This window comes from Actinomadura sp. 6N118, assembly GCF_044326415.1.
In the GTDB taxonomy this organism is placed as follows: Bacteria; Actinomycetota; Actinomycetes; order Streptosporangiales; family Streptosporangiaceae; genus Spirillospora.
The window spans coordinates 342,887-366,760 of record NZ_JBIRAZ010000005.1 but is presented as its reverse complement, the minus strand read 5'-3'; the positions used below and the strand labels follow the sequence as shown (position 1 = coordinate 366,760).

Annotated in this window: 24 protein-coding genes and 1 pseudogene; 16 read left to right on the top strand and 9 right to left on the bottom strand. The window is 67.2% G+C overall.

The window, feature by feature from the left end; translation table 11 throughout:
• Nucleotides 1–252 precede the first annotated feature (252 nt).
• From ACH34W_RS15320 to ACH34W_RS15310, 3 genes are all read left to right on the top strand, one after another.
• Nucleotides 253–2,028 (top strand): aminotransferase class I/II-fold pyridoxal phosphate-dependent enzyme, encoded by a 1,776-nt coding sequence (locus tag ACH34W_RS15320; protein WP_395961526.1) that lies wholly within the window; start codon nucleotides 253–255, stop codon nucleotides 2,026–2,028.
• The gene (locus ACH34W_RS15315) at nucleotides 2,025–2,831 is read left to right on the top strand and encodes a phosphatidate cytidylyltransferase (RefSeq protein WP_395961525.1); all 807 of its coding nucleotides are present in this window, start codon (nucleotides 2,025–2,027) and stop codon (nucleotides 2,829–2,831) included. The genes ACH34W_RS15320 and ACH34W_RS15315 overlap by 4 nt, the downstream gene beginning before the upstream one ends.
• A gap of 156 nt (nucleotides 2,832–2,987) precedes the next feature.
• Entirely contained in the window at nucleotides 2,988–3,845 is an 858-nt protein-coding gene (locus tag ACH34W_RS15310) for a maleylpyruvate isomerase family mycothiol-dependent enzyme (RefSeq protein ID WP_395961524.1), read from the top strand.
• Nucleotides 3,846–3,860: 15 nt separating this feature from the next.
• Here the strand turns inward: ACH34W_RS15310 and ACH34W_RS15305 are convergent, their stop codons facing one another.
• Nucleotides 3,861–4,682, bottom strand: a complete 822-nt coding sequence (locus ACH34W_RS15305; RefSeq protein WP_395961523.1) for an SDR family NAD(P)-dependent oxidoreductase — start codon at nucleotides 4,680–4,682, stop codon at nucleotides 3,861–3,863.
• A gap of 150 nt (nucleotides 4,683–4,832) precedes the next feature.
• On the opposite strand from ACH34W_RS15305, the gene ACH34W_RS15300 reads away from it, so the two are divergent.
• The gene (locus ACH34W_RS15300; protein WP_395961522.1) at nucleotides 4,833–5,390 is read left to right on the top strand and encodes a CbrC family protein; all 558 of its coding nucleotides are present in this window, start codon (nucleotides 4,833–4,835) and stop codon (nucleotides 5,388–5,390) included.
• Nucleotides 5,391–5,428: 38 nt separating this feature from the next.
• Here ACH34W_RS15300 and ACH34W_RS15295 read toward each other — a convergent pair whose 3' ends face one another.
• Nucleotides 5,429–6,334, bottom strand: coding sequence for an NAD(P)-dependent oxidoreductase (locus ACH34W_RS15295; protein ID WP_395961521.1), 906 nt, complete (start codon nucleotides 6,332–6,334; stop codon nucleotides 5,429–5,431).
• A gap of 42 nt (nucleotides 6,335–6,376) precedes the next feature.
• On the opposite strand from ACH34W_RS15295, the gene ACH34W_RS15290 reads away from it, so the two are divergent.
• The 4 genes from ACH34W_RS15290 (at nucleotide 6,377) to ACH34W_RS15275 (ending at nucleotide 10,021) form a co-directional block, all read left to right on the top strand.
• A complete protein-coding gene (locus tag ACH34W_RS15290) occupies nucleotides 6,377–6,727 on the top strand; it encodes a winged helix-turn-helix transcriptional regulator (RefSeq protein ID WP_395961520.1) in 351 nt (116 codons plus the stop codon).
• Between the two features lie 192 nt (nucleotides 6,728–6,919).
• Entirely contained in the window at nucleotides 6,920–7,783 is an 864-nt protein-coding gene (locus ACH34W_RS15285; RefSeq protein ID WP_395961519.1) for an LLM class flavin-dependent oxidoreductase, read from the top strand.
• A 589-nt stretch (nucleotides 7,784–8,372) separates the two neighbouring features.
• Nucleotides 8,373–9,731 carry a sensor histidine kinase gene (locus ACH34W_RS15280; RefSeq protein ID WP_395961518.1) on the top strand — a complete coding sequence of 453 codons (1,359 nt, stop codon included), beginning with the start codon at nucleotides 8,373–8,375 and terminating at the stop codon, nucleotides 9,729–9,731.
• The gene (locus ACH34W_RS15275) at nucleotides 9,728–10,021 is read left to right on the top strand and encodes a hypothetical protein (RefSeq protein WP_395961726.1); all 294 of its coding nucleotides are present in this window, start codon (nucleotides 9,728–9,730) and stop codon (nucleotides 10,019–10,021) included. The genes ACH34W_RS15280 and ACH34W_RS15275 overlap by 4 nt, the downstream gene beginning before the upstream one ends.
• 44 nt (nucleotides 10,022–10,065) lie before the next feature.
• On the opposite strand, the gene ACH34W_RS15270 is transcribed toward ACH34W_RS15275, so the two are convergent.
• Complete coding sequence (locus tag ACH34W_RS15270) at nucleotides 10,066–11,073, bottom strand: pentapeptide repeat-containing protein (protein WP_395961517.1); 1,008 nt, start codon at nucleotides 11,071–11,073, stop codon at nucleotides 10,066–10,068.
• A gap of 1,738 nt (nucleotides 11,074–12,811) precedes the next feature.
• Here ACH34W_RS15270 and ACH34W_RS15265 point away from each other — a divergent pair.
• Entirely contained in the window at nucleotides 12,812–13,912 is a 1,101-nt protein-coding gene (locus tag ACH34W_RS15265) for a hypothetical protein (RefSeq protein WP_395961516.1), read from the top strand.
• Nucleotides 13,913–13,971: 59 nt separating this feature from the next.
• Here ACH34W_RS15265 and ACH34W_RS15260 read toward each other — a convergent pair whose 3' ends face one another.
• Together ACH34W_RS15260 and ACH34W_RS15255 are read right to left on the bottom strand one after the other, a co-directional pair.
• A complete protein-coding gene (locus tag ACH34W_RS15260; RefSeq protein ID WP_395961515.1) occupies nucleotides 13,972–14,607 on the bottom strand; it encodes a hypothetical protein in 636 nt (211 codons plus the stop codon).
• Nucleotides 14,608–14,740: 133 nt separating this feature from the next.
• Nucleotides 14,741–14,833, bottom strand: a pseudogene (locus ACH34W_RS15255) (LuxR family transcriptional regulator); the annotation flags it as partial.
• Between the two features lie 659 nt (nucleotides 14,834–15,492).
• Here ACH34W_RS15255 and ACH34W_RS15250 point away from each other — a divergent pair.
• Nucleotides 15,493–15,765 (top strand): tyrosine-type recombinase/integrase, encoded by a 273-nt coding sequence (locus ACH34W_RS15250; RefSeq protein WP_395961514.1) that lies wholly within the window; start codon nucleotides 15,493–15,495, stop codon nucleotides 15,763–15,765.
• On the opposite strand, the gene ACH34W_RS15245 is transcribed toward ACH34W_RS15250, so the two are convergent.
• Nucleotides 15,758–17,002: an XRE family transcriptional regulator gene (locus ACH34W_RS15245; protein WP_395961513.1), complete on the bottom strand. Its 1,245-nt coding sequence runs from the start codon at nucleotides 17,000–17,002 to the stop codon at nucleotides 15,758–15,760. The genes ACH34W_RS15250 and ACH34W_RS15245 overlap by 8 nt on opposite strands.
• Nucleotides 17,003–17,258: 256 nt before the next feature.
• Here ACH34W_RS15245 and ACH34W_RS15240 point away from each other — a divergent pair, with 256 nt between their 5' ends.
• From ACH34W_RS15240 to ACH34W_RS15220, 5 genes are all read left to right on the top strand, one after another.
• Nucleotides 17,259–17,588, top strand: coding sequence for a hypothetical protein (locus ACH34W_RS15240; protein ID WP_395961512.1), 330 nt, complete (start codon nucleotides 17,259–17,261; stop codon nucleotides 17,586–17,588).
• Nucleotides 17,585–18,037, top strand: coding sequence for a hypothetical protein (locus ACH34W_RS15235; RefSeq protein WP_395961511.1), 453 nt, complete (start codon nucleotides 17,585–17,587; stop codon nucleotides 18,035–18,037). Before ACH34W_RS15240 ends, ACH34W_RS15235 begins: the two co-directional genes overlap by 4 nt.
• Nucleotides 18,038–18,081: 44 nt before the next feature.
• Nucleotides 18,082–18,288: a hypothetical protein gene (locus tag ACH34W_RS15230; RefSeq protein ID WP_395961510.1), complete on the top strand. Its 207-nt coding sequence runs from the start codon at nucleotides 18,082–18,084 to the stop codon at nucleotides 18,286–18,288.
• An 89-nt stretch (nucleotides 18,289–18,377) separates the two neighbouring features.
• Entirely contained in the window at nucleotides 18,378–19,037 is a 660-nt protein-coding gene (locus ACH34W_RS15225; RefSeq protein ID WP_395961509.1) for a hypothetical protein, read from the top strand.
• A gap of 59 nt (nucleotides 19,038–19,096) precedes the next feature.
• Nucleotides 19,097–19,510, top strand: a complete 414-nt coding sequence (locus ACH34W_RS15220) for a hypothetical protein (RefSeq protein WP_395961508.1) — start codon at nucleotides 19,097–19,099, stop codon at nucleotides 19,508–19,510.
• Between the two features lie 7 nt (nucleotides 19,511–19,517).
• On the opposite strand, the gene ACH34W_RS15215 is transcribed toward ACH34W_RS15220, so the two are convergent.
• Entirely contained in the window at nucleotides 19,518–20,087 is a 570-nt protein-coding gene (locus ACH34W_RS15215) for a hypothetical protein (protein WP_395961507.1), read from the bottom strand.
• Between the two features lie 74 nt (nucleotides 20,088–20,161).
• Nucleotides 20,162–20,794 (bottom strand): TetR/AcrR family transcriptional regulator, encoded by a 633-nt coding sequence (locus ACH34W_RS15210; protein WP_395961506.1) that lies wholly within the window; start codon nucleotides 20,792–20,794, stop codon nucleotides 20,162–20,164.
• Between the two features lie 108 nt (nucleotides 20,795–20,902).
• Here ACH34W_RS15210 and ACH34W_RS15205 point away from each other — a divergent pair, with 108 nt between their 5' ends.
• Nucleotides 20,903–21,676, top strand: a complete 774-nt coding sequence (locus tag ACH34W_RS15205) for an SDR family NAD(P)-dependent oxidoreductase (protein WP_395961505.1) — start codon at nucleotides 20,903–20,905, stop codon at nucleotides 21,674–21,676.
• A 223-nt stretch (nucleotides 21,677–21,899) separates the two neighbouring features.
• Here ACH34W_RS15205 and ACH34W_RS15200 read toward each other — a convergent pair whose 3' ends face one another.
• On the bottom strand, nucleotides 21,900–23,816 hold the full coding sequence (locus ACH34W_RS15200) for a hypothetical protein (RefSeq protein ID WP_395961504.1): 1,917 nt from the start codon (nucleotides 23,814–23,816) through the stop codon (nucleotides 21,900–21,902).
• Between the last annotated feature and the right edge of the window lie 58 nt (nucleotides 23,817–23,874).

Sequence of the window (23,874 nt, the reverse complement as noted above, 5' to 3'; positions counted from 1 at the left end):
CCGGCGATGGCTGGTGCGGGGTCCCTGGGGGCCGGGGTCCCTGGGGGCCGGGGTCCCCGGGGGCCGGGGTGCGGGGGTGCCGGGGTCCCTGGATGCCTGGGTGCCAGGGGTGCCGGGGGTGTCTGGTGCCGGGGATGCCTGCGTGCCGGGGGTGCCTTGGCGGAGTTGAGTACGGGCTCCCGGGGCGGGTGAGTACAGGTACTCAGGTGGTTGCGCGAGGGCTCGTGCAGGGTTGCCACCGAGGTGATGCGGGTGAGTAACGATCGACAGCGCGCGGGAGGGTTTGCCGACGGGTCGTCCGTCGTCGTTGAGGAGCTGGAACTGCGGCTGGCGTCGGAGGACGACCATGGGTGGATCCACCGCCTTCGGCACGAGGTGTACGCGCGGGAGCTCGGCCAGCACGTCCCCAATGCCGCCGGGCTGCTCACCGATGACCTGGACGGGAGCAACGTCTACATCGTGGCGGCTCGCCATGGGGAACCGGCAGGGTTCATCAGCGTGACGCCGCCGTGGGTGGGCCGCTACTCGATCGACAAATACCTGCGGAGACACGAGCATCCCGCGTTGCGCGAGGACGGCCTGTTCGAGATACGGATCCTGGCCGTCGATCCGAGCCGGCGGGGCGAGCTGATCGGCAAGCTGCTGATGTACGCGGCGCTTCGCTGGGTGATGGCCCACGGAGGTAGGACCATCGTGGCCTTGGGCCGGGTCGAGTTGCTGCCCACGTACCTGGCGCTGGGGCTGGCGTCCACCGATACGGCGGTGCGCTCGGGGAGCATCGAGTTCCAGCTCCTCACCGGGGACGTGGCCGAGCTCACCGACCGGACCCTCCGACAGCACGGTGCGCTGCTACGCGATCTTCAGCGGAAGGTGGGATGGAGGCTGGAGGTGCCCTTCCTGCCTGAGGACGCGTTCTGCGCGCACGGGGGTGCTTCCATCGAGGCGCTGGGCCGGGGGTTCGACACCCTCGACGCTCACCGTGACGTCGTACCCGCCGACGTCCTCGACGCGTGGTTTCCACCGGCCCCTGCCGCGGTCGCGGCCCTGACCGACGGGCAGGAGTGGATCGCACGGACCTCTCCGCCCGCGCAGGCCGGCGGGCTCATCGAGGAGATCGCACTTCGCCGGGGCATACCCGAGGCCGCTGTCGCCGTCGGCGCGGGCTCCTCCGATCTGATCTTCCGTGCGTTCCGGGGCTGGCTGGACGCGTCCAGCCGGGTGCTTCTGATCGACCCCTGTTACGGCGAGTACGCGCACGTCGTCGAGCGGGTGATCGGCTGCCGTGCCGACCGGTTCCCGCTGCGCCGCGAGCAGGGCTGGCGGATCGACCCGGAACGCCTCGCCCGCGCTCTGCGGGAAGGCTACGACCTGGTGGTCATCGTCAACCCCAACAACCCGACCGGGGTACATCTCGACGCTGCCGAGCTGCGGAAGGTGCTGGCGGGAGCGCCGGGCGGGACCCGGTTCTGGATCGACGAGGCGTACATCGGTTACGCCGGAGCAGGGCAATCGCTGGAGCCGTACGCGGCAGAGGCCGATAACGCCGTCATCTGCGCGTCACTGTCCAAGATGTACGCCCTGTCGGGTCTGCGGGCGGCCTATCTCACCGCGCCGCCAGCGATCGCAGCCGAACTGCGGAGCTGGACACCGCCGTGGGCCGTGAGTCTGCCCGCCCAGATCGCCGCAGTGAACGCACTGCGCGATCCGGCGTACTACGCCGCCCAGTGGGCGCAGACGGCAGTGCTGCGTGCCGAGCTGGCCGCCGCGCTCGCCGCGACCAGCGAGGATCTGCACGTCAGCGAGTCGGTGGCGAACTTCGTCCTGCTCACGCTGCCCCGGGGCGGACATGGAGCGGCCCAGCTTGTCGAACGGTGCCGACGGCGGGGGGTGTTCCTGCGAGACCTGTCGCCGTCGTCCCCGGCGTTCGAGGGCCGTGCCGTGCGAATTGCAGTACGCGACGCCACGGCCAACGCCCGCGTGGTCACCGCCGTCGCCGAAGCGCTGCGCGTCCCGCTTGGCATGGCGTGACCGAGGTCGAGGATCTGGTCCCCTACCTCGCCGGCGCGCTGCTCGTCGGCGGCATCGCGGTCGCGCTGTCCAGACGGCGGGAGTACCTGCTGCGATGGTGCGCCTGGGCGATGGGCGTGCCCGTCGTGGTCGCCGCCCTGTACGTCGGCCGTGGCGGTGCGGCGATCCTTGCCGCTGCGGCGGGAGTGGCGTGCACACTCGAGTACGGCGGACTGACCCGACTCCCCCGGCTCGACCGTGCAGTGCTCGCCGTCGCCGTGGCCGTGGCGCCTGTGGCGGCCTGGCTGGCTCCCGTTCAACTGCCCCGGGTTCTCGCCCTCACCGTTGCCGCCGTCGCTCTGGTGCCGGTGTTGGCCGGTGACGCCGCTGGCGGGCTCTCCAGGCTGTGCTTCGGCGTGCTGGGGGTGATCTGGTTCGCGCCCCTGGTCGGCGTGGTCCTGCTCGGCCCGGCGGTCCTGGCGTTGTTCGCCGCCGTGTCGATCGCCGACATCACCGCTTCGTTCAGCGGCCGACGACTGGGCGGGCCGTCCCTCTCCCCGCTGTCACCAGCCAAGCACTGGAGCGGTCTGCTGGCCGGGACGATCGCAGGCCTGGGCACGCTGGCCGCACTGGGTGCACTCACGCCCGCCTGGGCCGTCGCGGTGGCGGCCGGTGCCCCACTGGGCGATCTGCTGGAGTCAATGATCAAGCGAGGTGTCGAGGCCAAGGACTCCGCCTCCTGGCTGGCCGGCGCTGGCGGACTGCTCGACAGACTCGATTCTCTCCTACTCGCCCTTCTACTAGCCCTGGCGCTAAGCCCCTGAACTACACCTCAGCCCCTGAACCACACTTCAGCCCTTAAACCACGCCTCAGCCCCTAAACAACGCCCCGGCACCTGCATCACATGGCACGGGCGCGGCGGCAGTCAGAAGGGGATATTCGCTGGCCGACCAAGTGCCCGGGTTGGCAGGCTTTGGTCATGGATTCCCAGCTCAACGACGTTGCGAGCCACTCCTGGCTCGGCGCTCCGATCGACGCCCGCTTTTTGTTCGCTCCTGAGCTGGCGGCGCTGATGGCCACGCTTCGCGGCCTGGAGCCGGCCGACTGGCACAAGGAGGCGGTGCCGGGTTGGACCGTGCGCGATCTCACCACCCACATTCTCGGCGATTTCTACGGACGCCTTGCCAGCCACCGCGACGGACACCAGGAAGGGCCCGGCTTCGCAGCGGGCGAGACCCTGGAGACGTTCATCCACCGCATCAACCAGGAATGGGTCGACGCCAACCGCCGCGTGAGCCCGGCCGCGCTCACCGACACCGTCGACCTGATCGGTGGGCAAATCGTCCGCTTCTTCGAGACAACCGACCTCGACGCCCCGGCGTTGGGAGTGTCCTGGGCCGGCATCGATCCGGCGCCGATGTGGCTGGACAGCGCCCGCGATTTCACCGAGTACTGGACCCACCGCCAGCAGATCCGTCACGCCATCGGTCAGAACACCGACCCAGACCCGCAGTTGCTAGCCGTTGTCCTGGACACATTCATGCGGGCCCTGCCCCACACCCTGCGCAACACCAACGCACCCGTCGGCACGCAGATCCGGGTGCAAATCGCCGGCCCTGCGGGCGACACCTGGACCGTCACCGCCACCGAGCCGAGGTGGTCCCTGGCCGAGCCGGACACCGGCCACCCCGCCGCCGTGGTCGACTTGGACGCGGAGACCGCTTGGCGCCTGTGCACCCGAGGCATCCAGCCCGACACCGCCCTCGCTCGTGCCCGCATCGACGGCGACCGTGAACTCGCCGAAGCTGTCTGCCAGATCGTGTCCATCATCTACTGAACGCGACGATGCGGTTCAGCCTGGGGCCATGCGGCTGAGGTGCTCCCAGGCTTGGTACAGCTGGGTCCGGGCCCGGTCCAGCTCTTGGACCTGATCGTAGGACTGGCTGCCGAGGATGAGTCGCCGGGGCGGATCCGGCAGTGCCGCCAGTTCCATGATGACCGGAGCGGCTGTGCTCGGGTCCGGGCCGGCGTCGTCACCCCACATCTCTTCCATATGGGCGCGCAAGGCCTTGTAGTGCGGAAGAGGTTCGGTGGCTGTGGTGCCCGCAGTGAACAAACCGGTGGCGTAGCCACCCATTTCCACGATGGTGACCTTGATGCCGAACGGCTCGACCTCCATCGCCAATGCCTCACTGAGCGAGTCCAGCGCCGTCTTGCCCGCACCGTAGAAGCCGACGGTCGCCATGCCACCACCGGCGCCCATCGAGGTGATCTGCAAGATCCGGCCCGACCCCTGAGTGCGCATGTGGGCAACCACCGCCTGGGCCACCCAGACGGCGCCGAAGAAATTCACGTCGAGATGTGCCCGGATCTGCTCCTCGGTGGCCTCCTCCACCATCCCGTACAGCAGCCCGCCGGCGTTGTTGACCACTATGTCGAGCCTGCCGAATGCGGCCGCCGCCCGTTCAACCCCTTCGAACACCGCTTGCCGATCGGAGACGTCCAGCGACAGCCGGACAAGGGCGTCCGGGTGTTCGGCGGCCAGATCGGCGAGCGGCTCGACATTACGGGCGGCAGCCACGACCCGGTCTCCGGCAGCAAGGGCCGCCTCGGTGAACGCCCTCCCCAGACCACGGGAAGCCCCAGTGATGAACCACACCCTGGCAGTCGTCAATCAACCCACCTCCTCGACACGAGACGAGACGTCTCGTTCCGGTTGAGTTTGCGGGTCACATCTCCCCCTTGTCAAGTCGAACCGTTCCGTCTCGCGAAAACCGCGAGCACGAACAGCCAGCGCCTCCGTGGCTGGTGACAGGATGGCCCCGTGTCAGAGCCGATCTTTCGTTACCACCCTGATCCGCTGGCCACCGGGTCTGCGGTGCGCAGCGACCATGTCTGCAGCGTCTGCGGCATGCATCGAGAGACCCGCTATCGAGGCCCCGTTTACGGTAACCAGCCTGATTCCCTCTGCCTTTATTGCATTCACTCCGGCGAAGCGTCACATGCCTTGGGCACCTCCGTCGGAGGCGATTTCGACATGTTGGCGATGTTCAGCGATGCCGTCTCCGTACCCGACGACGTGCCGTTGTCGGTGGTGGACGAGATCACCCGACGCACTCCCGGCTTTACCGGCTGGCAGCAGGAGTCCTGGCTTTATCACTGCGGTGACGGAGCGGCCTTCCTCGGCCCCGTCGGCTATCGCGAACTTGAGGCCTACCCCGACGTGCTGGACCTGCTCCGCGAAGATCACCAACAGTACGGGTGGACACCTCCGGAAACCGAGCGCTTCCTGCTGCGACTGTCCCGTACTGGCGAGCCGACCGCCTACCTGTTCCGTTGCCTGCACTGCGGCACAAACCTTGCTTCCTGGGACATCGGGTGAACTCGTCCACCACGCCCGCTACCAACGCACGTGCGACATCACTGCTCGATCAACCCAGCGTCGGTGGTCGTTCGTTGCAGGAGTTCGGTGATGCGGATGAAGCCGTCCGTGCCGTGGCCCATCCCGATGACGCGGCGGGCCAGTCCCTCGGCAGCCCGCATGACGCCGGCGTCGATCCCGTGCGCCTCGGAGGTGTGGATGATGTGGGCCATGGACGACGCCGCCGAGGTGATCGGGTTGCCCTCGCCAGAGAAGTTCCCGTTGTCGACGCTCTCTGCGATCCCCTCGAAGATCGGCGGCAGGATCGTGCCGATGCCCCTGGCGAACGGGGCCAGTTCGCGCGCGGTGATCCCCTCCGCCCTCGCCACCGCCAGGGCGTGCGCGTAGCCCGCCATCGCGGTCCAGAAGATGTCCAGCAGCGCGATGTCGTGCGCGGCGGCCCGGCCGATGTCCTCGCCCAGATAGGTATGGGTGCCGCCGAGCGCCTCCAGCATCGGGAGGTGCCTTCGGTAGAGATCCTCCGGGCCGCTGTGGATGAACACCGCCTCCGGCGTTCCAATGCTGCTGAACGGCGTCATGATCGAGCCGTCCAGATACCGGATGCCGTGGTCAGCGGCCCATGAGGCGGCGTCGCGGGCCCGTCCGGGTGTGTCGGCGGTCAGGTTCACCACCGTGCGGCCCTTCAGCGCGTCGGTGACCGCCTCGCGCCGCAGCACCGAGTCCGCCGCGTCGTAGTCGACCACGCACACCACGGTCAGGTCGCTCGCCGCGACCGCCTCCTCGGCCGATCGCGTACGGATCGCGCCGCGTTCGACCAGCTCGTCGCCCCGGCCCGGTGTCCGGTTCCAGACGGTGGTCCGCAGACCCGAGTCCACGAACGCACCCGCCAAGGCCCGTCCCATCGGTCCCAGACCGATCACGGTGACGGCAGACTGTTCAGACATGGTTAAACCCTCACAAATCGACAGCTATCAAGTAGGACATCGATGACGCGCAAGCTCGCTCAGAACACGAACGTCTGCGGGGTGACCGCCGCGATCGCCGTGATCGACGGCAAATGGAAGACCACCCTGCTCTGGCTGCTGGAAGGCCGTCCGCACCGCCCGGGCGAACTACGCCGGCGGCTGCCGGACCTCAGCGAGAAGGTGCTGACTCAGGCGCTCCGCGAAATGGAGAACGACGGCCTCGTGCACCGCGAGGTGCACGAGGGGCTACCGCTGAAGACGGTGTACTCGCTGACCGAGTTCGGCCGCGACCTCTCCGAGGCGCTGGCTCCCCTCTCCGACTGGGGCCACCGCCGCTTGGAGAAGCTCGCTGAGGCCCAGCCGGTTTCCTGAACGCACGCCACCTCCGTTCCGAACGGCCCGTTGACCGCCCGCCACCAGCCTCGCCCCACCACCGAGCCCCAGCCAAGTACCCACAAATAAGTGGGTATCGCCCGCACCCCGTGGCTTCGCCGACGCCGTGATCCACAGGCAGATGCCGGTGCGCCCGTTCAGCGCTCCTGAGGCACGACTTACGATGATCGTATGACCGCTCTCGGCGTTGTGTTCCGGCCTCAACTCCCCCCTGAACGACTGCGCGACGTGGCCACCGCCGCAGACGACGCAGGCCTGGAACAGCTGTGGCTATGGGAGGACTGCTTTTTCGAGAGCGGCATCGCCTCGGCGGCTGCGGCGCTGGCGTGGACGCAACGGCTGCGCGTCGGCGTCGGGCTTCTGCCGGTGCCACTGCGGAACGCGGCGCTGGCCACGATGGAGGCGGCCACGTTGCATCGGCTGTTTCCAGAACGGGTCGCGCTGGCACTCGGCCACGGCGTCCAGGACTGGATGGGCCAGGTCGGCGCGCGGGTGGAGTCGCCGATGACCCTTCTGCGCGAACATCTGGACGCGATGCGCGCTTTGCTTCGGGGTGAACGGGTCACCACCGATGGCCGCTACGTCAAGCTCAACGACGTCGCGCTCGACTGGCCGCCGCCCGAGGCGCCTGCCGTGTTCGCCGGGGCGACGGGGCCGCGCACGCTCCGGCTGTCCGGCGAGTGCGCGGACGGCACGATCCTCACCGCCGACACCGCTCCCGAGGCAGTACGGGAGGCCCGCCGCCTCGTCGACGAAGGACGCGCGGCGGGCGAGCGCACGGGCCGCCACGAGGTCGTCGTGTATCTGCTCGCCGCGACCGGACCGGGCGCTGACGAACGTCTCCAGAACGAGTCCGACGTAAGGAATGCCCCGCCGTTCGTCGTCGCCGGAGACGCCGAGGCGATCGCCGAGGCCGTGGGGCGACTGGCGGACGCGGGCGCCGACACCGTCGTCCTGCAACCTACGGCCGACGAACCCGATCCAGTGGGTTTCGTCCGGCTCGCGGCCGAAATGGTCCGCCCCCTCGTTCCTTAACCGCGGCCTCAGGCTAGGCCAGGGACCTGCCCATGTTCGCGGCGAAACTCGACCATGCGTTGTAGGCGCCTGCCTTGTTCGCCCAGTCCGGGACGGACGGGTTGGCCACGTGGGCGTAGACGTGCAGGCGCAGGACCTTCTTCTTGTCCTGATACCAGCGGAAGTAGACCGTGGAGCCCTTGCCGTCGAAGTGACCCTTCTGCGCTTCGAAGTACCAGCCGTACTTTGCCCGGGGGTAGAACTTGACCGGAGCGTCGGACCTTCTTGAACCAGCAGGCCTTTAGTGGCAGCTTCTGGCCCTTTTTGGGGCACTTCTTCGGCGCACCTGAGACTGGGAAGGTGCAATTGAAGCAGCTCTTCAGCTTCTTCATCGCCTTGGACGGGTGCTTTTTGGCGACCCTGAACGACCTTGCATGGGATGAGCACGCCGAGGACTACGAGCTGTAGCGGCTGGGCCCTATCGGCTGGTTTTCGGTTCCTGGGGAAGGTGTTACTCCGCTTTTACAGCGTGCCGACCACCGGCCGCGCCGCAGCACCGCCTTAATAGACCAAAGACGATGAACGGCGGCGATCGGTGGTGAGAGGCGGGGTGGGTCGGCGTTTTCTGCCGTCCTCGATCCGGGCGCGTTTCACCCTGGTCATGGTGGGGGTGTCGCTGCTGGCGTTCATCGCGATCGGCATCGGTGTCGACACGGTGGTCCGCGTCCGGATCGAGCGGGAGGCCTTCAGGGACACCCAGCGGGAGGCCACCGAGTGGATCGGCTCGATGCGTGTCCCCGCGCCGCCGCCTCCGATCGCCTCCTCGCGGGTTCCCTACCTTCAGCTCGTCGGCCCTGATGGGCGCGTGGTGTCGGCCAGCCGCGCCGCCAGCGGCCGGCCGCCGCTGAGCACCCTGCGGCCACCTGCCGACGACCGGATCCTGAGCCGTGTCCAGTGCACAGATGGACGTTGCCTGATGCTCACCGCCAGCCGGGTCTCCCCGCAGGAGGCCGCCCTGTTGTGGGGCGGCCGGGCTCACATCGTGTATGCGGCCATGCCGCGGCCGGCGCTGCTGGGCAGCCACCGGCTGGAGGCCCTGATCGCCGCCTGTGTGCTGGCGGCGGCCGTGCTGACCGGGTGGGCGACCTGGTGGCTGGTCGGCCGTACCCTGCGGCCGGTCGAGGCGATGCGCAACCAGATCGCCGAGATCACCATCAGCGATCTCAGCCGCCGCGTCCAGCAACCGGCCGGTGATGATGAGATCGCCCGCCTGGCCCGTACCGCCAACCTGACCCTCACCCGCCTTCAGGACGCGGTGGAACGCCAGCGCCGGTTCGGTTCGATGGTCGCCCACGAACTGCGTCAGCCGCTCACCGGCCTGCGCACCCAGCTGGAGGAGGCCCTGCTGTTCCCCGACGTCGACGCCCGCCAGACAATCCGGGGCACCCTGTCCACGGCAGAGCGGCTCCAGTCGATCATCGAGGAGATGCTGATGCTGACCCGCATCAGCACCGGCCCACGGGCCGTCGAGCCGGTCGACCTGTCCGCCCTGGCCCGCCAAGAGGCCGCCAAACGCGGCGGCGACCCGCCCGTGCAGGTCCACGCGGCCCACGAACTCACCGTCACCGGCAATCGCGTGCAGCTCGCCGGTGTCCTCACCAACCTGCTGGTCAACGCCCAACGCCACGCCCGCACCAGCGTGACCATCACCGTGGCCCGCTCCGGCGACCAGGCGAGGGTCACCGTCGAAGACGACGGCGAGGGGATCGCCCCCGCCGACAGGGAACGCATCTTCGAGCCCTTCGTCCGCCTGGACGAAGGCCGCCGCCGTGAACCGGGCGGGAGCGGACTCGGCCTGGCCATCTGCCGGGCCGTCACCGAAGCGCACAACGGCACCCTGACCGTCGAGGACTCCCCGCAAGGCGCACGGTTCGCCCTGCGACTCCCCCTAACCCCACCCCGCACGTGATCCCCGGCGACCTCGCCGACCGGCCTGGCCACCCGTCCCGGCTCGCGGCGGTCCGCCCGCTGAAACGCACGAACCGCATCCCGTCGATCGCGGCGACCGGGCCGCCGAACTGCTGGGCGAAGCCGATGTCAAGGCGTCCTCGCCGTGGGCCGGGCGAACGCTCGAACGCCCAACTCAAGTCATGGCGCATCCTGCGGAAACTGCGCTGCAGCCAGAGCAAGGCCGGCCACCTCGTCAAGGTCATCGCCGTCCTCCAGAACCACCTCGCCGCTCATGCCGCCCGAGAATGAAGGGGGTTCCGTGAGGGCGGTGATCGAGACGTCGCGTCCGAGGATTACGCGCCATTTGGGACAGATCCTGGCGGCGCTTCGGGCCCCGACTCGGCGACGATGCGTCCGGCGCGCCCCTCTGCTGGTTCGATCCGCCACCCGCGGGGCAGCACATGGTGATCCGGGCTTGCATCGGTAACCGTGGCGCCCGCCATCTCAGGACCGCCCTCGAAGCTGGCCGCCGTGAACTGGGCGACCTTGGAGAAGGTCGCCTCGCGGAAGTCGGCGGTTCCGGAAAAAGTCGCCTTGCCGAAGCTGACGGTTCCGGAGAGGGCTGTCCTTCGGAAGTCGGCGATTCCAGAGAAGGTCGCCTTGCCGAAGCTGACAGCCCTGGAGAAGGTCGCCTTGCCGAAGTCGGCGGATGCGGAGAAGGTCGCCTCGAAGAAACCGGCGTAGCCGGAGAAAGCAGCCTCGCGGAAGTCGACGGCCCCGGAGAAGGCTGCTCTGCGGAAGTCGACGGCCCCGGAGAAGGCTGCTCTGCGGAAGTCGGCAGACTTGGCGAAGGTCGCTTCGCGGAAGATGATGGGTCCGGAGAAGGTCGCCTCGCGGAAGTCAGCGGCCCCGGAAAAGGCTGCCTCGCGAAAGTTGGCGGTGGCCAGTGCGCAGCCAGCGAGGGTGAAGTCGATGAGGGTGGCGCCGATGAGGTCGAGTGACAGGTCGGTCCAGTGTGTGGAAGCGCTTGCTCGAAGGTGAGTGTGCAGGATGCGCTGGGCGGCGAGGCGGACGTGACGTTCCTGCTGCCAGACGGCGGCCGGTTCGGCGACGGTCACAACGACGGCAGCGCGTTCGATCACCGGCAGCATGGCAAGTTCCTTGGCGTTGACGGTCTCCGGCGGCGGGCTTTCGGCAAACGGCATGCGCAAATAGGCGCAGATGATGTTGACGACGGTCTGCCGATACTTCGGGTAATCGTTCGCCAACCTTTCCAGGGTGTACAGCGCCGTCATCCGGATCAGGGCCTTATCCGAGCCGAGCTGTTCGGTGGCCGCCTTGTACAACTCGATGAAGTACAACTCGACGGAGTCGCGGTCTGACCGTGCGGTAGCAACTTCGGTATGACGCTGCCGGCGGATCGCTAGCATCAACCCGGCCGCGGCACCCGCTCCAGCACAAGCAGCCAGTCCAGTGCGAACCGCCTCCGCTCGGACCCGTGCTCGGTTGGTATTGCCATCGATGCCATTCAAGGTGCTCAGTCGCAGCCGCTCCTTCCGGCGTAGCACCCTCCACCGCCGCATGGGCTCCAACACTACGGACCACCTCGTTCGCTCCGGCAGGGCTCGCCCCCGAGCAGTCGACGGCCCCATCATCAGACGTGCGCGCGGACTCCCCAGTTCCTCAGTTTGCAACCGGGGGCCACGGTCCACAGGGATAGTCCATCCCGCCAAGCCAGGCTGGAACCCCCACGTTCCGGGTGGTCGGCGCAAACAACAGCGCGTCCTCGCGCGCGTTGCCACGCACGGTGTGCAACTGAACGGTCAGGGGAGGACAGCAGCGTAGAGACTGTCCAGAGAAAGGGCCTGCCCTTTGCAAGGAGGGCAGGCCCTTGATTGGCTAAGCCCCGGTTTTAGGCTCACGACTCTTGGGACTACGGCTGCCGATCGGCGTCCATTCGCACCAAGATTCGTAGATCCATACACATTCCCAGTACACGCCCGCATGCCGGAGGATCATGCCGAGTTCGTCAATGTGGCATGGTCCAGGTGGGCGCGTGAAAGGACGATAGGCCGGAGCTTTGGTCTGACGTAGTTGAGGCACTTCGGCGGAGGCGGACGAAGTCAGGGTTGGCGTGACGGCAACGGCCAGGCATGCTGTGGCGGCCGAAGTAACCACGATCTTCCGCAGCTTGCTCCATTCATTTCTCACTGCAGCTTCTTCTTTCTTTGTAGAGATTTGGGCATTTGTCTAAATTAAAGGAAGATGGCTCACCTCCTGGCCCAGTGTTCACCGGAGCGTGGGATATTGTGCCTGCAGCTGGATTTAAGGTGCAGGCGTTGCTTTCTGGCCTTCGTTTGCTATCGATTTGTTGACATGATGATCAACCTCTCTTGTCAAGGTCAATGAAGTTCGCCTGACCGACTCTGGTCAATGCGTTGTGCCGCAGGTCAGGACACGCCTTCGAATTTTTGCTTTTTGTGTGTTGACTTGCAAAGCTGCTTGGGATAGACGGAATGGCGAGTTGGGGTCAGTGGCCCGATGGCCTGGATGCTTCACCATGGCGCTGCTGGAGTGAAGCTCTCCCGGCTTGGAGGCGTGGTGTGCGGCGTTCGGTCTGAGGAGCAGCCGTTTATAACGGCAGGTAGTCGCCGTGAGAGTAGCTCGCTTACCAGATGGGATGCCGGGCTGGCTCGACAGGAAGTGCGAAGCTCCTGCATCTGACGGCGAGAACTTGGGATATTTGGAGGCTCCGTAGGACCGGTTCAGTTGGCTCGCGCCATAACTAGAGAAAAGTAGAAAGTCAAGGCTTGATTAGCTGCGAATCGTGGGTGACGATCATGGCGCTGGCGACCACTCTGCGAAGGGCTGAAACGCATGCGCGATGCCACACGATCCCTGCTAGCGCTCGTTGCCGTATTTATTGCGACCCTGTCACTCAGCATGCCTCACGCCAACGCCTATTCACCACGAAATCCTTCTGACCCGACGTCACCCCAGGACCGAGACTTCGCCGCTCTCTCGGTTCACGACCAGGCCAGAGTCCTCGCTCCGCTTCGGATTCTCGCTGAAGCAGTGCGATCTGCCGGTCTCCAGCAGATGCCCGAATCGTTCACCAAGGTGTACATAGACGCACCCAGCGCGGCTGTCGAGGTCCATATGAAGGAGCCGGCAGAGATAGGGCGGCTGCTGGCCCTGGCGAAGTCTCGGAACCCGGAGATCGACATCACAAAAGCGAAAGTGCAGGCGGCCAAATATTCGGCACGTCAGCTGGATTCTGCCCGACGGAAACTGCTCGCAGCAAGCCACGCCGGTCTGATCCCCGTCGACATTCACGCTATCGGCGTCCCGCGTGACGGATCCTCGCTCGAACTGCACGTCTCAGACCCAGGTTCCGCCGCCTCAGAGACTGGAAAACAGCGATCGTCTGCCTTCCAGTCACAAGTGGCACTGACGTTCAAAAAAGGCGCCCCCGCTCGCCCGGCGAAGTCAAGGTTCGATGACTGGTACGACGATCCGGATTCTCGTTACTTTGGCGCCGGAAGCCTTCTGCTGTTCCCGGCAGGCAACGCCTGTACCTCTGGGCTGCCCGCACAGCTGAGAAACACCCCATCTAGGCCGATCCTTGTCACGGCCATGCATTGCGGCCTGTCCGGCGACAAGGTCACGACCGGTGTCACCTCACATGTAGTCGGTACGACGTTCGATGGCGCACCTGAGTACGACGCCATACCTATCGATGTCAGGCCAGGCCACACGGATGCCTTTGGAGCGGAAAGCGACCACCCCGGCGGCGGCATCTACGGCTTCGGGATCTACGGTGTCAGTGACTCGATCAACGGGGACTACGTCTGCCAGAACGGCTACAAGTCCTACGTAGAAACCGGGAAAACAGTGTGTGCGATCAAGGTCACCGATGACGATGTCGCGTTCAACCTCTGCCCCGGCGCCGGCAGGCCCTGCTACATGGTGAGCGGAGTGCACGGCACCAAGATGGACTCCGAAAATGGAGGAATCGCGGCTCGCCCCGGCGACAGCGGCGCACTGGTCTTCGCGATCGCTAAGCCAGGCGACGTCACCCGGCAGGCGAGAGGCATCGTATCCGCGGTCGTGACCTCATCGGGCGGAAAGGTAGTGAGCTTCACGCAAGCGCTGCGGATTCTCGGCCGACTCAACCTGGATATAGCCAACGGCCAATGATCACAACCCGGGTCAGTTCAGCGCCTACAAAGCTGAACTGACCCAGGCGCGGTCTTCGACTACTCGGAGAACCCGGCCTGTGCCGGGGCTGAAGCGATCAGCAGAGGGTCGGACCGGCGATTCGAATCCTGGGTTGGCTGGCTAGCCGGGCCGACTGCAATCGACCAAGCCGAAGCAGCAACAGTGAAACTGAACCCAGAGGCGCTCTTTTCGACCGTATTCCGCGTCGCCTGAGTGCACAGCCCGTTCATGGCGAGTGTGAATCGGTATGGTCTGGCCGGCTCCACTGGCACGACCCGGCTCATATGGGCTGTAACGGTGGGTGTCCCACCGGTCGGTGCGGGGGGAGCGTCTGGGAACCCCTGGCCGCCGACGATGCGGTCTGCACTCAGCAGCAGAAGACGTGCCTCAGTCGGCCCCATCGGAAACCAGACCCTCGTCGGCGACGATGCGTGGAGCGCAATGTCGGCCGATGGAAGGGCCCCGACCGGCCACCGGACCTTCTCGATCGTGAACCGGAACCCCTGATAGTCGTCATGCACTGGTGGTGCGATCTTCTCGCCGCAGCGGAACTTACGCGACCGCGCCTGCTCCCCGCCTGCCGGATTCTGACCGGCCGATTCATCGTTGCCGCAACCGTTCAGCCCAACCACTACCAGCGCGGCGACAACGACGACGCTCCTCTTGCTTCCCATCTAACCTCCGTGCGCGTGGCCAGAGCTTTGACGCAGCACGACCGACAACAGTTCCCATCTATTTGATCACCAGAGGCCGTGGCCGTTCGTGAGAACTTGCTGGCCTCGCAAGAACCGGGGACAGAAAACGCGGTCAGATCACTTGCCTCCGCGCGGCCCAAACGACCGCTTCACTGGGGGTATTGACCTCCAGCCTGGCGCAGATCCCGCGACAATAACGCCAGAGCTGGCCGTGGACAGTGTCAACGTCGCGCGAATTGTGGATCAGGCACTGATTCCGATTCCGTGAGGTGGACCCGTGTCAGCTGGCCATAGGACGCGTTTGCGCAACAGATCGGGGTTGACGCGGCCCTACATCTGTCGCTTGATCATTTCAAAAGTTACGTGGAATCTGGTCGTCGAGGTGATCATGTCTCCTCGGTCCTGACCACGTGACTTGGGGAGATGGCTTGAGCGGCACGGTGGTGCTGGAGAACAAGTGGCCGGTGCTGGGCCGGCACGCGCGGGCGGCCGAGTGGCTGCGGATCTGGACGGATCTGGGGAGGGCGCCGCGAACGATCGATGCCTACGCGCGCGGTCTGGCCGAGTACCTGGAGATGTGCGAGCGGGAGGACATCGACCCGGTGACGGCCAACCGGGCTCACATCGCCATGTTACGTGCGGGAGCTGGCCGGGCGCCCCAGCCGTCGCGGAGCGAACGTCGTCGCGCTCGATTCCGGCTCCGGCTTGTCGAACGCCACCATCCAGCAGCGGATCGTGCCGGTCAGGCCTGTTCTACGACCACCTCATGGAGGAGGGCCTGCGGGACTCCGACCCGTCGGCCGAGGCCGCTACACGCCGGACCGATGCCACGGTGGGCCTCGTGGCGGGCATCAGCGTGGCCTGGTGCCTCGGTTGACCAAGCTGCCGTGGATCCCCACCGAGCAGGGGAGCGACATCCTGACGGTCGCGGCCGAGGAGCCCCTCAGCAACCGCGTCATGCTCGCCCTGGCCTACGGCGCCGCGCTTCGGCGCGAGGAGCTGTGCTCGCTGCGCAGCGACGACCTCGACCCCGCGCACCGCACCCTGCGGATCAGGGCGGAGACCACCAATTATGTCGGTGACCAGCCGCCACCAGCCCGCCATGAAAGCGGGAGGCTAGAGGCGGGAGTCAGGTAGCGGCTGTCAGCGCACGCAGTTCTTGAGCTGCGGGGAGTGAGCGGGCTTGGTGCGGCAGCGCTGCGACGATCTTCTGGGTGATGGTTCGGCCAGCAGCAGTCATCACCCGACCTTGGTTGTGTTGAAGGTTTTTAATCGCGTGTTCTAGGCCAGTGTCGATCTCACCGGTCTTGACCAGCAGAGCGGCCCGCATGAGGGACAGGTTGATGATCGGCGCCGTTGCGCTGCGCGGATAGAGGGCCAATGCCTGGTCGACTGTCTCGTCTGCTGTGCGATCACCAGTGAGGGCGCGCACATAGGCCTTTGCCCAGAGCAGTTGAGTAGCGCCATAGGACAGCGGGTTGGTCTGTCTTCCCGTGCTGTCTGGCAAGCGGTCAAAGGTTTGGGTAAGTGCCGCGAGCGCGTCATGGGCTTGAGCAGTATCGCCCTGCTGAGTGGCGGCGTAGGAGCGTGCAGCGTAGGCGCGTGCGAGCCCCGTTGAGGGCGCGCTATCGGCGATCTTGATGGCGTCCCCAGCCAACCTGATGACAGTGACTGCCGGTCGTCCTGCCATGGCAGCGTCCTGGGCGGCGCGTCCACGTACCCAGACACGTAGATCGCGGTCTCCGGAGGCGTCGGCGGCGCGACTGGCGGTGCTCCATGCGACGCGCGCGGCGCGTTGATCCCCTGCGTCCCCGAGATCTATCGCCAGGAGCCCGGAGAGCCCAGCGCTTACCCGCATGAGCCCGGCCCTGTCCTGCTCACTGTGGGGGCGTTCGAGGAGTTGACCGACCGCGATCAGGTCTGCGGTGAGGTCCTGGACGAGCGCCCCGGCCGGACGGGTTGGGAGAACTTGTCCGTACTCGTGGACATTGGCGTCCCATTCGTCGATGTCGAGCGGGTTACCTAGGGCGTCGGTAATGCCGGACAGGACGGTCTCAAGGGCACCGGGAGGGATCGCAGCCCCTGCGCCAAGCGCGGTGATCAACTGCAGTGCGGCGCGGCGTTTCACATCATCATCCCCGATGTTGGGAATCGTGCTCTGATCCACGGTACCCACGGCGGCGGGGCTGGACTCGTGAGGCGGATCCGGGAACAGGTCGTCACGAGGCATTGCGAAAGCGGTGGCGAAAGCGTCAGCCCAGTCGCAGGGAAAGTGATCGCCGCTTTCCCAACCGAGGATCTGTCGGGCCATGTTCTTGATCCGGCGGGGAGTGGGGCTGGTGATCCCCACGGCGGCGAGCAGCTGGCGCGCCATCTCGAACTTCCCCCAGCCACGGGCTTCGCGTTCGGTTTGGAGCCGTATCGCCCATGCGGGACGGTCCTGACCGGTCACAGTGCGGCGCCCCTCTCGGGTCGGACGGGGACAACGGGGGTGTCCCCTGTCTTCCCGTCATTGTCCCCGTTCAGTTACGGCATGTGACGCGGTTTGACTGAGGAAGAGACAAGCGGCCCCGGCCCGGTGCGCCAACACCGGGGGGTTCCGGGGCCTGACCGGACAGGAGGGTCCGGCTGTGGGCAATGTATCGGAGGCATCGCGGTGTGGTGCCTCGTCTGATCCGGCGGTGCTGCTGGCGGAGTTGCATCGGCAGTATCCGGAGGTGCGCGCCTGGCTCGGGAAGGCGACGGGGCGCTGGTGGGCGATGCTGCCTGGCTACGACCGGCTCGTGGAGGCGGGGTCGGCGCAGCTGCTGGCGCGGCGGCTGAATGAGCTGGGCGCGCGGCGCGCGCCTGTGGAGATAGTGCCGCTCGCCCAACCTGTCGTGGTGGATGCATGGGTCGGCGCCTTGTGGGGGCCAGATCGGGCGGCGGGGGCCGGGTCGGTGGGCTGGAGGGCGTGGTGAGCGCCGGGACGTTGTCCGTGGGAGCGGCCGGTGTGCCGGACTCGGCGGTGGTGGGACGGCTGGTGCTGCGGGCGGATGCTCTGGCGGCGCAGGCGAGTCGTCGGTACGTGGACCGGGCGTGCGCGGCATGGGGCGTGGCGGACAGCTACGAAGCGCGCCTGATCGCCTCAGAGCTGGTGACCGACGCGCATCGGCACGCGGAAGGCGAGTGGGTGACCGTGCGGGCGTCGCTGGACTCGGAGGTGGCGCTGGTGAGGGGTGTGCGGCGGTACGTCTCATCGGTGGTGATCGAGGTGTGGGCCCCGGACGCGAGACTGCCCCGGGTGATGGAGGAGGAGTGCGTACGGGGTGTGGGGATCGTGAGCGTAATCGCTGACCGCTGGGGCTGCTTCCGGGTGGCTGAGGCACACGGAGGTGGAAAGGTCGTATGGGCGACAGTGCTCGTTTGAAGAAGCCTGGTGGGCGCCTGGCGGACTCGGCCCCGGTTGTGTCCTTGAGCGCTGACGCCGTACGCGGATTGGAGCGCGAATCGGCGCGGCTGGGCTTGAACCGGTCCGAGGTACTCGACGTGGCCATGCGGGCGTGGCTGTTTGTGCAAGCCCACCAGGCCAATGGCGGCGAGATCCTGCTGAAGTCGGCTGAGGGCGTCTACGAACGGGTCGTATTCGAGGCTGGTCCCACCAAGAAAAGTGGCGAGTGAACGAGTCCGGCCTGTTGGTGCGCGAGGCTCGGCCTTGGAGGGACACGGGGCGATCTGGCACTGTTCCTGTCGACTGGAGGGATCTGACAATGGTCGAAGCTCAGGGTCGGAACGCTGCTTGGAAGGGCTGGCCGCTGGTGGCGGCAGGGTGGGTCGGATTCCCGTTCGTCCTCTTCCTTCTGCTGGGAACGGAGGACACGGCGGGCTGGTGGCGGTGGCCGATGGCCGCGGTCGGTTTCGGATTCTTTGTGTGCGTGGCCGTCGGCTTAATCCGGCTGGCCCGCGGTCGTGGTGGTCAGGGGACGGGCACGCTGGTGCTCGCTCTCTTGGCGGCGTTCCCCGTCCTGGTTCTGCTCGGCACGATCACACCGGCGCGGGCGGAACGGGTCGAGTCGTGCCAGGTGTCGGCGTTGAAACCGACGAGAGAGCTGTGGCTTCAGCAGGAGTACCAGGTCGCTTGCCCATCGGGAACGCGCCAAGTGGTCTACAGGCCGAGCTCGCGCAAGAAGATGTCCGATCGGGGTCGCCAACTTCACGCCGCCGGTGCAAAGGTCTGGGTTTCCCACTCCAAGGACGACCCGAGTGACAAGGCCACGTTCGTTCAAGGTCCTGGCAGTGGCCGCCTTGGTCGCGTCCTGGCCATTCTCTTCATCGTCGGCCTACTGTCAGCTTTTGGCGTCTGGCGCGGCATGGTTGGGTCGAAGCGCCGCGTGCCCCAAGAGGAAGAGCGCCGTTCGCCGGCCATCTGACCTTAGGCGCCGAGAAACCGGGTTTTGGCTCGTGCAGACCGCCGGTTACCCTCACGACCATGGTTGACCAGGGGCCGGCGGCCATGGCGGAAGGGCGGCCGACCACAGCTCGGCTGCAGAGCGTGCTGAACCGCGCCGCACGGGTCGTGCTCGTCGAGGGATCACCGGACCAGGTCGACTCCGCCGACCTGGCACGGACGGTGGTGACCGGGGCCGACATCGCCGACCTGGCTGGGCTGCTGGCCATCGTGGACGGCGGAACCGGTGACAGGTGCAGGTGCTCGGGATGGCCAACGATCCTCATCCACGATGTGCACGACGAGCTGATCGCCTGCTGGACGCTGCACCACCAGGACAGCATCCGCGGTGTCGGTGACTGCGACGCCGACCTGCGCGACGGTCCGGCGCTCACCGCCTGGCTGGCCGAGCGAGGCCTGACCGGATCTCAACAAGCCAAGGCGGAAACAGATTAGTCGGGCCCTAGGACGGCGGCCGGTGGACGGCCAGGGCTTCGTCGATTGCGGCCTCGGCCTGCGTACGGTCGATGCCCGCGCCGAGCGCGATCTCCGACACCAGCACGGCGCGTGCGGTCTCGAGCATGGGTGCCTCCCAGTGCTCGATTTCCCGGGCGTAATGCCGTGCTGTGCCGTTCTGCCGCGCGGTCAGGTTCCGTACCACCATTGCCACCTCGCGGGCGTTCAGCACTGCGGGCATCTGCTCGTTGTAGGCGTCCGCCGTTATCGCACCGATCATGGTGTCGTACGTCTCCCACACCGATCCCCACGACGTGGGCTCGCGTTCCGGCAGTGGACTTGCCAGGACCGCCAGCACCCCTGGCACGCCACGAGAGCCGAGCGCCTCCGACAGCAGCCCCAGGCAGTCGTGATCGAACAGGACTTCCAGAATCTCGTCCGGGTCTGCGCTGTCGAACGGGAAACCGAGCACCACCCGGGTCCACGTCTTACCAGCACTCTCTGTTGTCGTGACCGCCCGGACGATCGTCGCGCCGTATGTCCCGAAGACCACCGCGTCGCCAGCCGCGTACTTCATGATCACCCCTCGGAATCAGCGCGCAGCGCCACCGTACACACGCCGATCAACCAGCGGCCGGCAGCCGCCTGCGATCAGGAGCCGCTCGTCGGGCGGGCGTCCTCGCCAGGCAGGATCGTCTCGGCCAGGATGCGCGCCTGCCGCGCGGGCCCGTCGATCCCGAGCGCCTGCACCGAGGCGTAGGCGCCTTCCATGATCAGCGTGAGGTGGTCGGCCAGCAAGGCCGGGTCGTTGACGTTCGGCAGCTGCCGGGTGAGCTCGTTGAAGCGCTCATGGACCCACGTCTTCATCGCCACCGCCTGCCGGTGGCCGGCGACCTGGGTGTCGGGGTACTCGGCCAAAGTCATGAGGAAGGGGCATCCGCGGCAGTTGTCGGGTTGGAGCTGCACCAGGAGGTCGTCGAACAGTGCCAGGATCCGCTCGCGTGCGCTGCGGCCGTCAGCTTGTGTGGCTTGGGTGAACCACTCCCGGTAGGCGTGGTCGGCACGTTCGACGTAGGCGGCGATGAGGTCGTCCTTGGACGCGAACAGCCGGTAGAGAGTGGTCGGAGCGACCCCGGCCTCGGCTGCGATCTTGTCCACGCCAATGGCCCGGATGCCGTTCCAGTAGAAGAGTTCGTGCGCGATCGCCAGCACGTGCTCACGTGTCTGAGTCGACGTACGGCGCCGGGCAACCCGTTGTTCGGCCACGTCGAGCAGCCTACCCATGTTAGGGAAGGTTCCCTATACATGTGATCTGGATCACAGAGCCTTGCACATCTCCATTTGTTAGGGAACGATCCCTAACATTGCTGGAATGCTACGAAGGAGCCCAGGATGGCTGATCTGGTTGGTAAGACGGCGCTGGTGACGGGAGCCTCACGCGGTATCGGGCGTTCCGTCGCCGAGCGCCTGGCCGCCGATGGTGCGCTGGTCGCGGTGCACTATGGCACCAACGAAGCGGCGGCGAACGACACCGTGGCGACGATCCAGAAGTCGGGCGGGGACGCATTCGCCGTACGCGCCGAACTCGGCGTGGACGACGACGTGGACACGCTGTTCGCCGGGCTGGAAGCGGGACTGGACGGGCGGCCACTGGACATCCTGGTGAACAATGCCGCGATCATCGACTACGACGCCACCCTCGAGAAGGTCACGCGCGCGGCCTATGACCGCCAATTCGCGATCAACGTGCGGGCGCCCTTGTTCATCACCCAGCGGGCGCTCCCCCTGATGCGTGACGGCGGCCGCATCATCAACGTCTCCTCGGGCGTCACATGGTTCGCCACCCCTGAGGTCACCTACGCCATGACCAAGGGCGCCCTCAACGTTTTCAGCCGGTCGCTCGCGCAGAGCCTCGGCGCGCGCGGCATCACGGTCAACACCGTCTCTCCCGGCATCACCGAGACCGACATGAACGGATGGCTGGGTGATCCGAAGGCCGCCCAGCATGTCGCCACCATGATCGCACTCGGCCGGCACGGCCAACCGGCCGACGTCGGCGACGCCGTGGCGTTCTTCGCTTCAGACGACGCCCGCTGGATCACCGGCCAGACCCTTGAGGTCAACGGCGGCCTGCTCCTGGGTCCCCCCGCCGGATACGCCGGCTAGCCACCACACCGCGCCCGGCAACCGCGCCGCCGGTCCACGACCGGCGGCGCACCACAGGCCAGGCGTTGGCCATCTGCATCGCCGAAACCCGCCTGACCTGGCCCTTAAGTGCCAGGCACTCAAAGCCGGGAACGATGTCGGCACGAGCGTTGCGGTGCTCGGCACGTACCCCGCTCCTGCCTGCGCGGCTCTCGAGGTGTAGTCGCTCACCGGAACGCGGGGCTCAGGCAGGGAACGCCTCGGGTAGCTCGGCCGCGTCCAGCCGGCGGCAGCCGTCCTCCAACCAGCGATACATCGGCCAGCACAGGTCCCAGAGGCGTTCGGGGTCGGTGAGGAACAGGGCCCAGGTCTCGGCGTACCACTCGCCATGGTCGGTGGCGGCGTAGGAAGTGAGGATCGGGTGGCCGACGCGGCGCGCGAGCGCGACGAAGTCGAGGACCCGGGAGCTCAACGTCACGTAGCCCTCCAGCACCCTGTAGAGGTCGAGGGTCAGGGCCTTGGTCAGCGCGGCCGCCCGCGAGAGCGACGGGTTCTGGAGCACCAGGTTGGACTCGCTCGCAAACTTGTCCAGCGCTACTGCGCACTCGGCCATCGCGCGCGCTGCCTTCTCGGCCTGGGTGCGGGCTTGCTCGAAGTGGGGGCGGGTGGCGTCGATCAGGTCGGCCTGGGATGAGGACAGGGCGTTGGCGTAGGCATGGCCGGTCTTGCGGTAGAGGTCGTATGCGGCGGTGTGGAGGCTGCGGGCTTCCATCCACGCGTTCCGCAGCTGCGACACCCTGAACTGCGCGCTGAGGCCCAGCGTGGAGTGCACGGCCTTGTAGTCATCGATCAGCGCGTCCGGGCCCGGTCGGGCGGCTTCGCGGCGCTCGTTCAGGACGGCGAAGACCCGGTGCCGGGGCTCGTTGGCCATGACGTGGCCCAGCTCGTGCCCGAGGGTGAACTCCAGCTCGCCGCCGTGGTCACCGGGAGCCCCGCAAAAGCGCAGGTCACGAGTGTCGAAGGCCGGGTCGTACAGGTGGATGTGAGGTGGGTCGGGCAGCTCGGCGGGGTCGACGTCGTGAGCGCTGTGGTGGTAGGCGCCACCATTGAGGAGATCGGGATCGTCGCCGGGGGGCTGGCCGTCGCGGAGCAGCGCCAGATTGCCGAACGTTTCGCGCAGCCGGGGCCTGGCCCGGTCGAGGATCACCGCGACCGTCCGCACGTCGGCGGCCGTCCAGGCGCTGCCGGTGCGCTGCGCGACCGACCGCAGTCCAAAGGCCTCGGCCAGGTGCTCGGCGGTCGTGCCCGTGAGTGTGGCCGGGACCGGGCGGGGGGCGGGCGGGCCGATCCGCTCCACGCGGATCCGCCGGTCGTGGCCGGTGACGAACTCGTACCGGATCCGCTTGCCGGAGACGTCGATCTCCAGTGGCACGATCGTTCCCCGCAGGTCGATCCGGCCATCGGGGCCCTCCTGGTCGGGCAGCGCGGTCAGGGCGACAACGAACGCTGCGACCGCGGCCCGCTCGGCCGTGGGGACGAACCGGTCGTCGTAGGTGAAACCGCGCTCACGGAACCGGGTCACCTGTTCCCTGGTCGGCGCCGCAAGAGTGTGCTCCCGCACGACGTCCTTCCACAGGGTGAAGGCCGGGCCGTGCCCGGGGTACAGGGTGTTCACCGCGCAGCGCCGCAGCCCCACCAGCTCCTGGCCCTTGTAGAGGTCGCCGCGCCGCAGCGCCCGCACCGCATACTCGCCCGACGCGGCGGGCCGCAGCGTCACCCACGCCCGGCGCAGGCCGTCCAGGATCCGCCGCGCGTAGACGTCCGGTTCGGGCAGCGTGGCCTTCACCTGCGGCCACAGCGGCGGGAACGTCTCGAGGAACAGCCCGAGCGCGTTCTCCCACAGGGGCCCGATCTCGGCGGCGACGGTGTCCGCGGGAAGAGGCACCGCCGCCAGGGCGCCGGAGGTCAGCGGGCACGCCTCCAGCCACGCCCCCAGGAACGCGGCGTACCCGGCCGGGTCGTCCGTACGGGTGTACTCGTCGGTGATCGCGGTGAGCAGCGGACCGCAGGAGGCCAACTGGCGCCGCGCAGTCCAGTCCGGCGGCGGGGAGCCCGTCAGGAGATCCTCACGGGCGGACTCGAGACGCTCCACAGCGGTCATGATTTTGTTCGCCTGCGGTCGCAACGCCGCCCCCTGACTCCAGCCCCGGCCCTGAACG

Bases quoted from the DNA above. Each gene is read 5' to 3' on its own strand.
- ACH34W_RS15310 (WP_395961524.1), top strand. From the start codon at position 2,988: ATGGATTCCCAGCTCAACGACGTTGCGAGCCACTCCTGGCTCGGCGCT.
- ACH34W_RS15295 (WP_395961521.1), bottom strand. From the start codon at position 6,334: ATGTCTGAACAGTCTGCCGTCACCGTGATCGGTCTGGGACCGATGGGA.
- ACH34W_RS15290 (WP_395961520.1), top strand. From the start codon at position 6,377: ATGACGCGCAAGCTCGCTCAGAACACGAACGTCTGCGGGGTGACCGCC.
- ACH34W_RS15285 (WP_395961519.1), top strand. From the start codon at position 6,920: ATGACCGCTCTCGGCGTTGTGTTCCGGCCTCAACTCCCCCCTGAACGA.
- ACH34W_RS15265 (WP_395961516.1), top strand. From the start codon at position 12,812: ATGCCCGAATCGTTCACCAAGGTGTACATAGACGCACCCAGCGCGGCT.
- ACH34W_RS15260 (WP_395961515.1), bottom strand. From the start codon at position 14,607: ATGGGAAGCAAGAGGAGCGTCGTCGTTGTCGCCGCGCTGGTAGTGGTT.
- ACH34W_RS15245 (WP_395961513.1), bottom strand. From the start codon at position 17,002: ATGGCGCGCCAGCTGCTCGCCGCCGTGGGGATCACCAGCCCCACTCCC.
- ACH34W_RS15225 (WP_395961509.1), top strand. From the start codon at position 18,378: ATGGTCGAAGCTCAGGGTCGGAACGCTGCTTGGAAGGGCTGGCCGCTG.
- ACH34W_RS15220 (WP_395961508.1), top strand. From the start codon at position 19,097: ATGGTTGACCAGGGGCCGGCGGCCATGGCGGAAGGGCGGCCGACCACA.
- ACH34W_RS15215 (WP_395961507.1), bottom strand. From the start codon at position 20,087: ATGAAGTACGCGGCTGGCGACGCGGTGGTCTTCGGGACATACGGCGCG.
- ACH34W_RS15210 (WP_395961506.1), bottom strand. From the start codon at position 20,794: ATGGGTAGGCTGCTCGACGTGGCCGAACAACGGGTTGCCCGGCGCCGT.
- ACH34W_RS15205 (WP_395961505.1), top strand. From the start codon at position 20,903: ATGGCTGATCTGGTTGGTAAGACGGCGCTGGTGACGGGAGCCTCACGC.
- ACH34W_RS15200 (WP_395961504.1), bottom strand. From the start codon at position 23,816: ATGACCGCTGTGGAGCGTCTCGAGTCCGCCCGTGAGGATCTCCTGACG.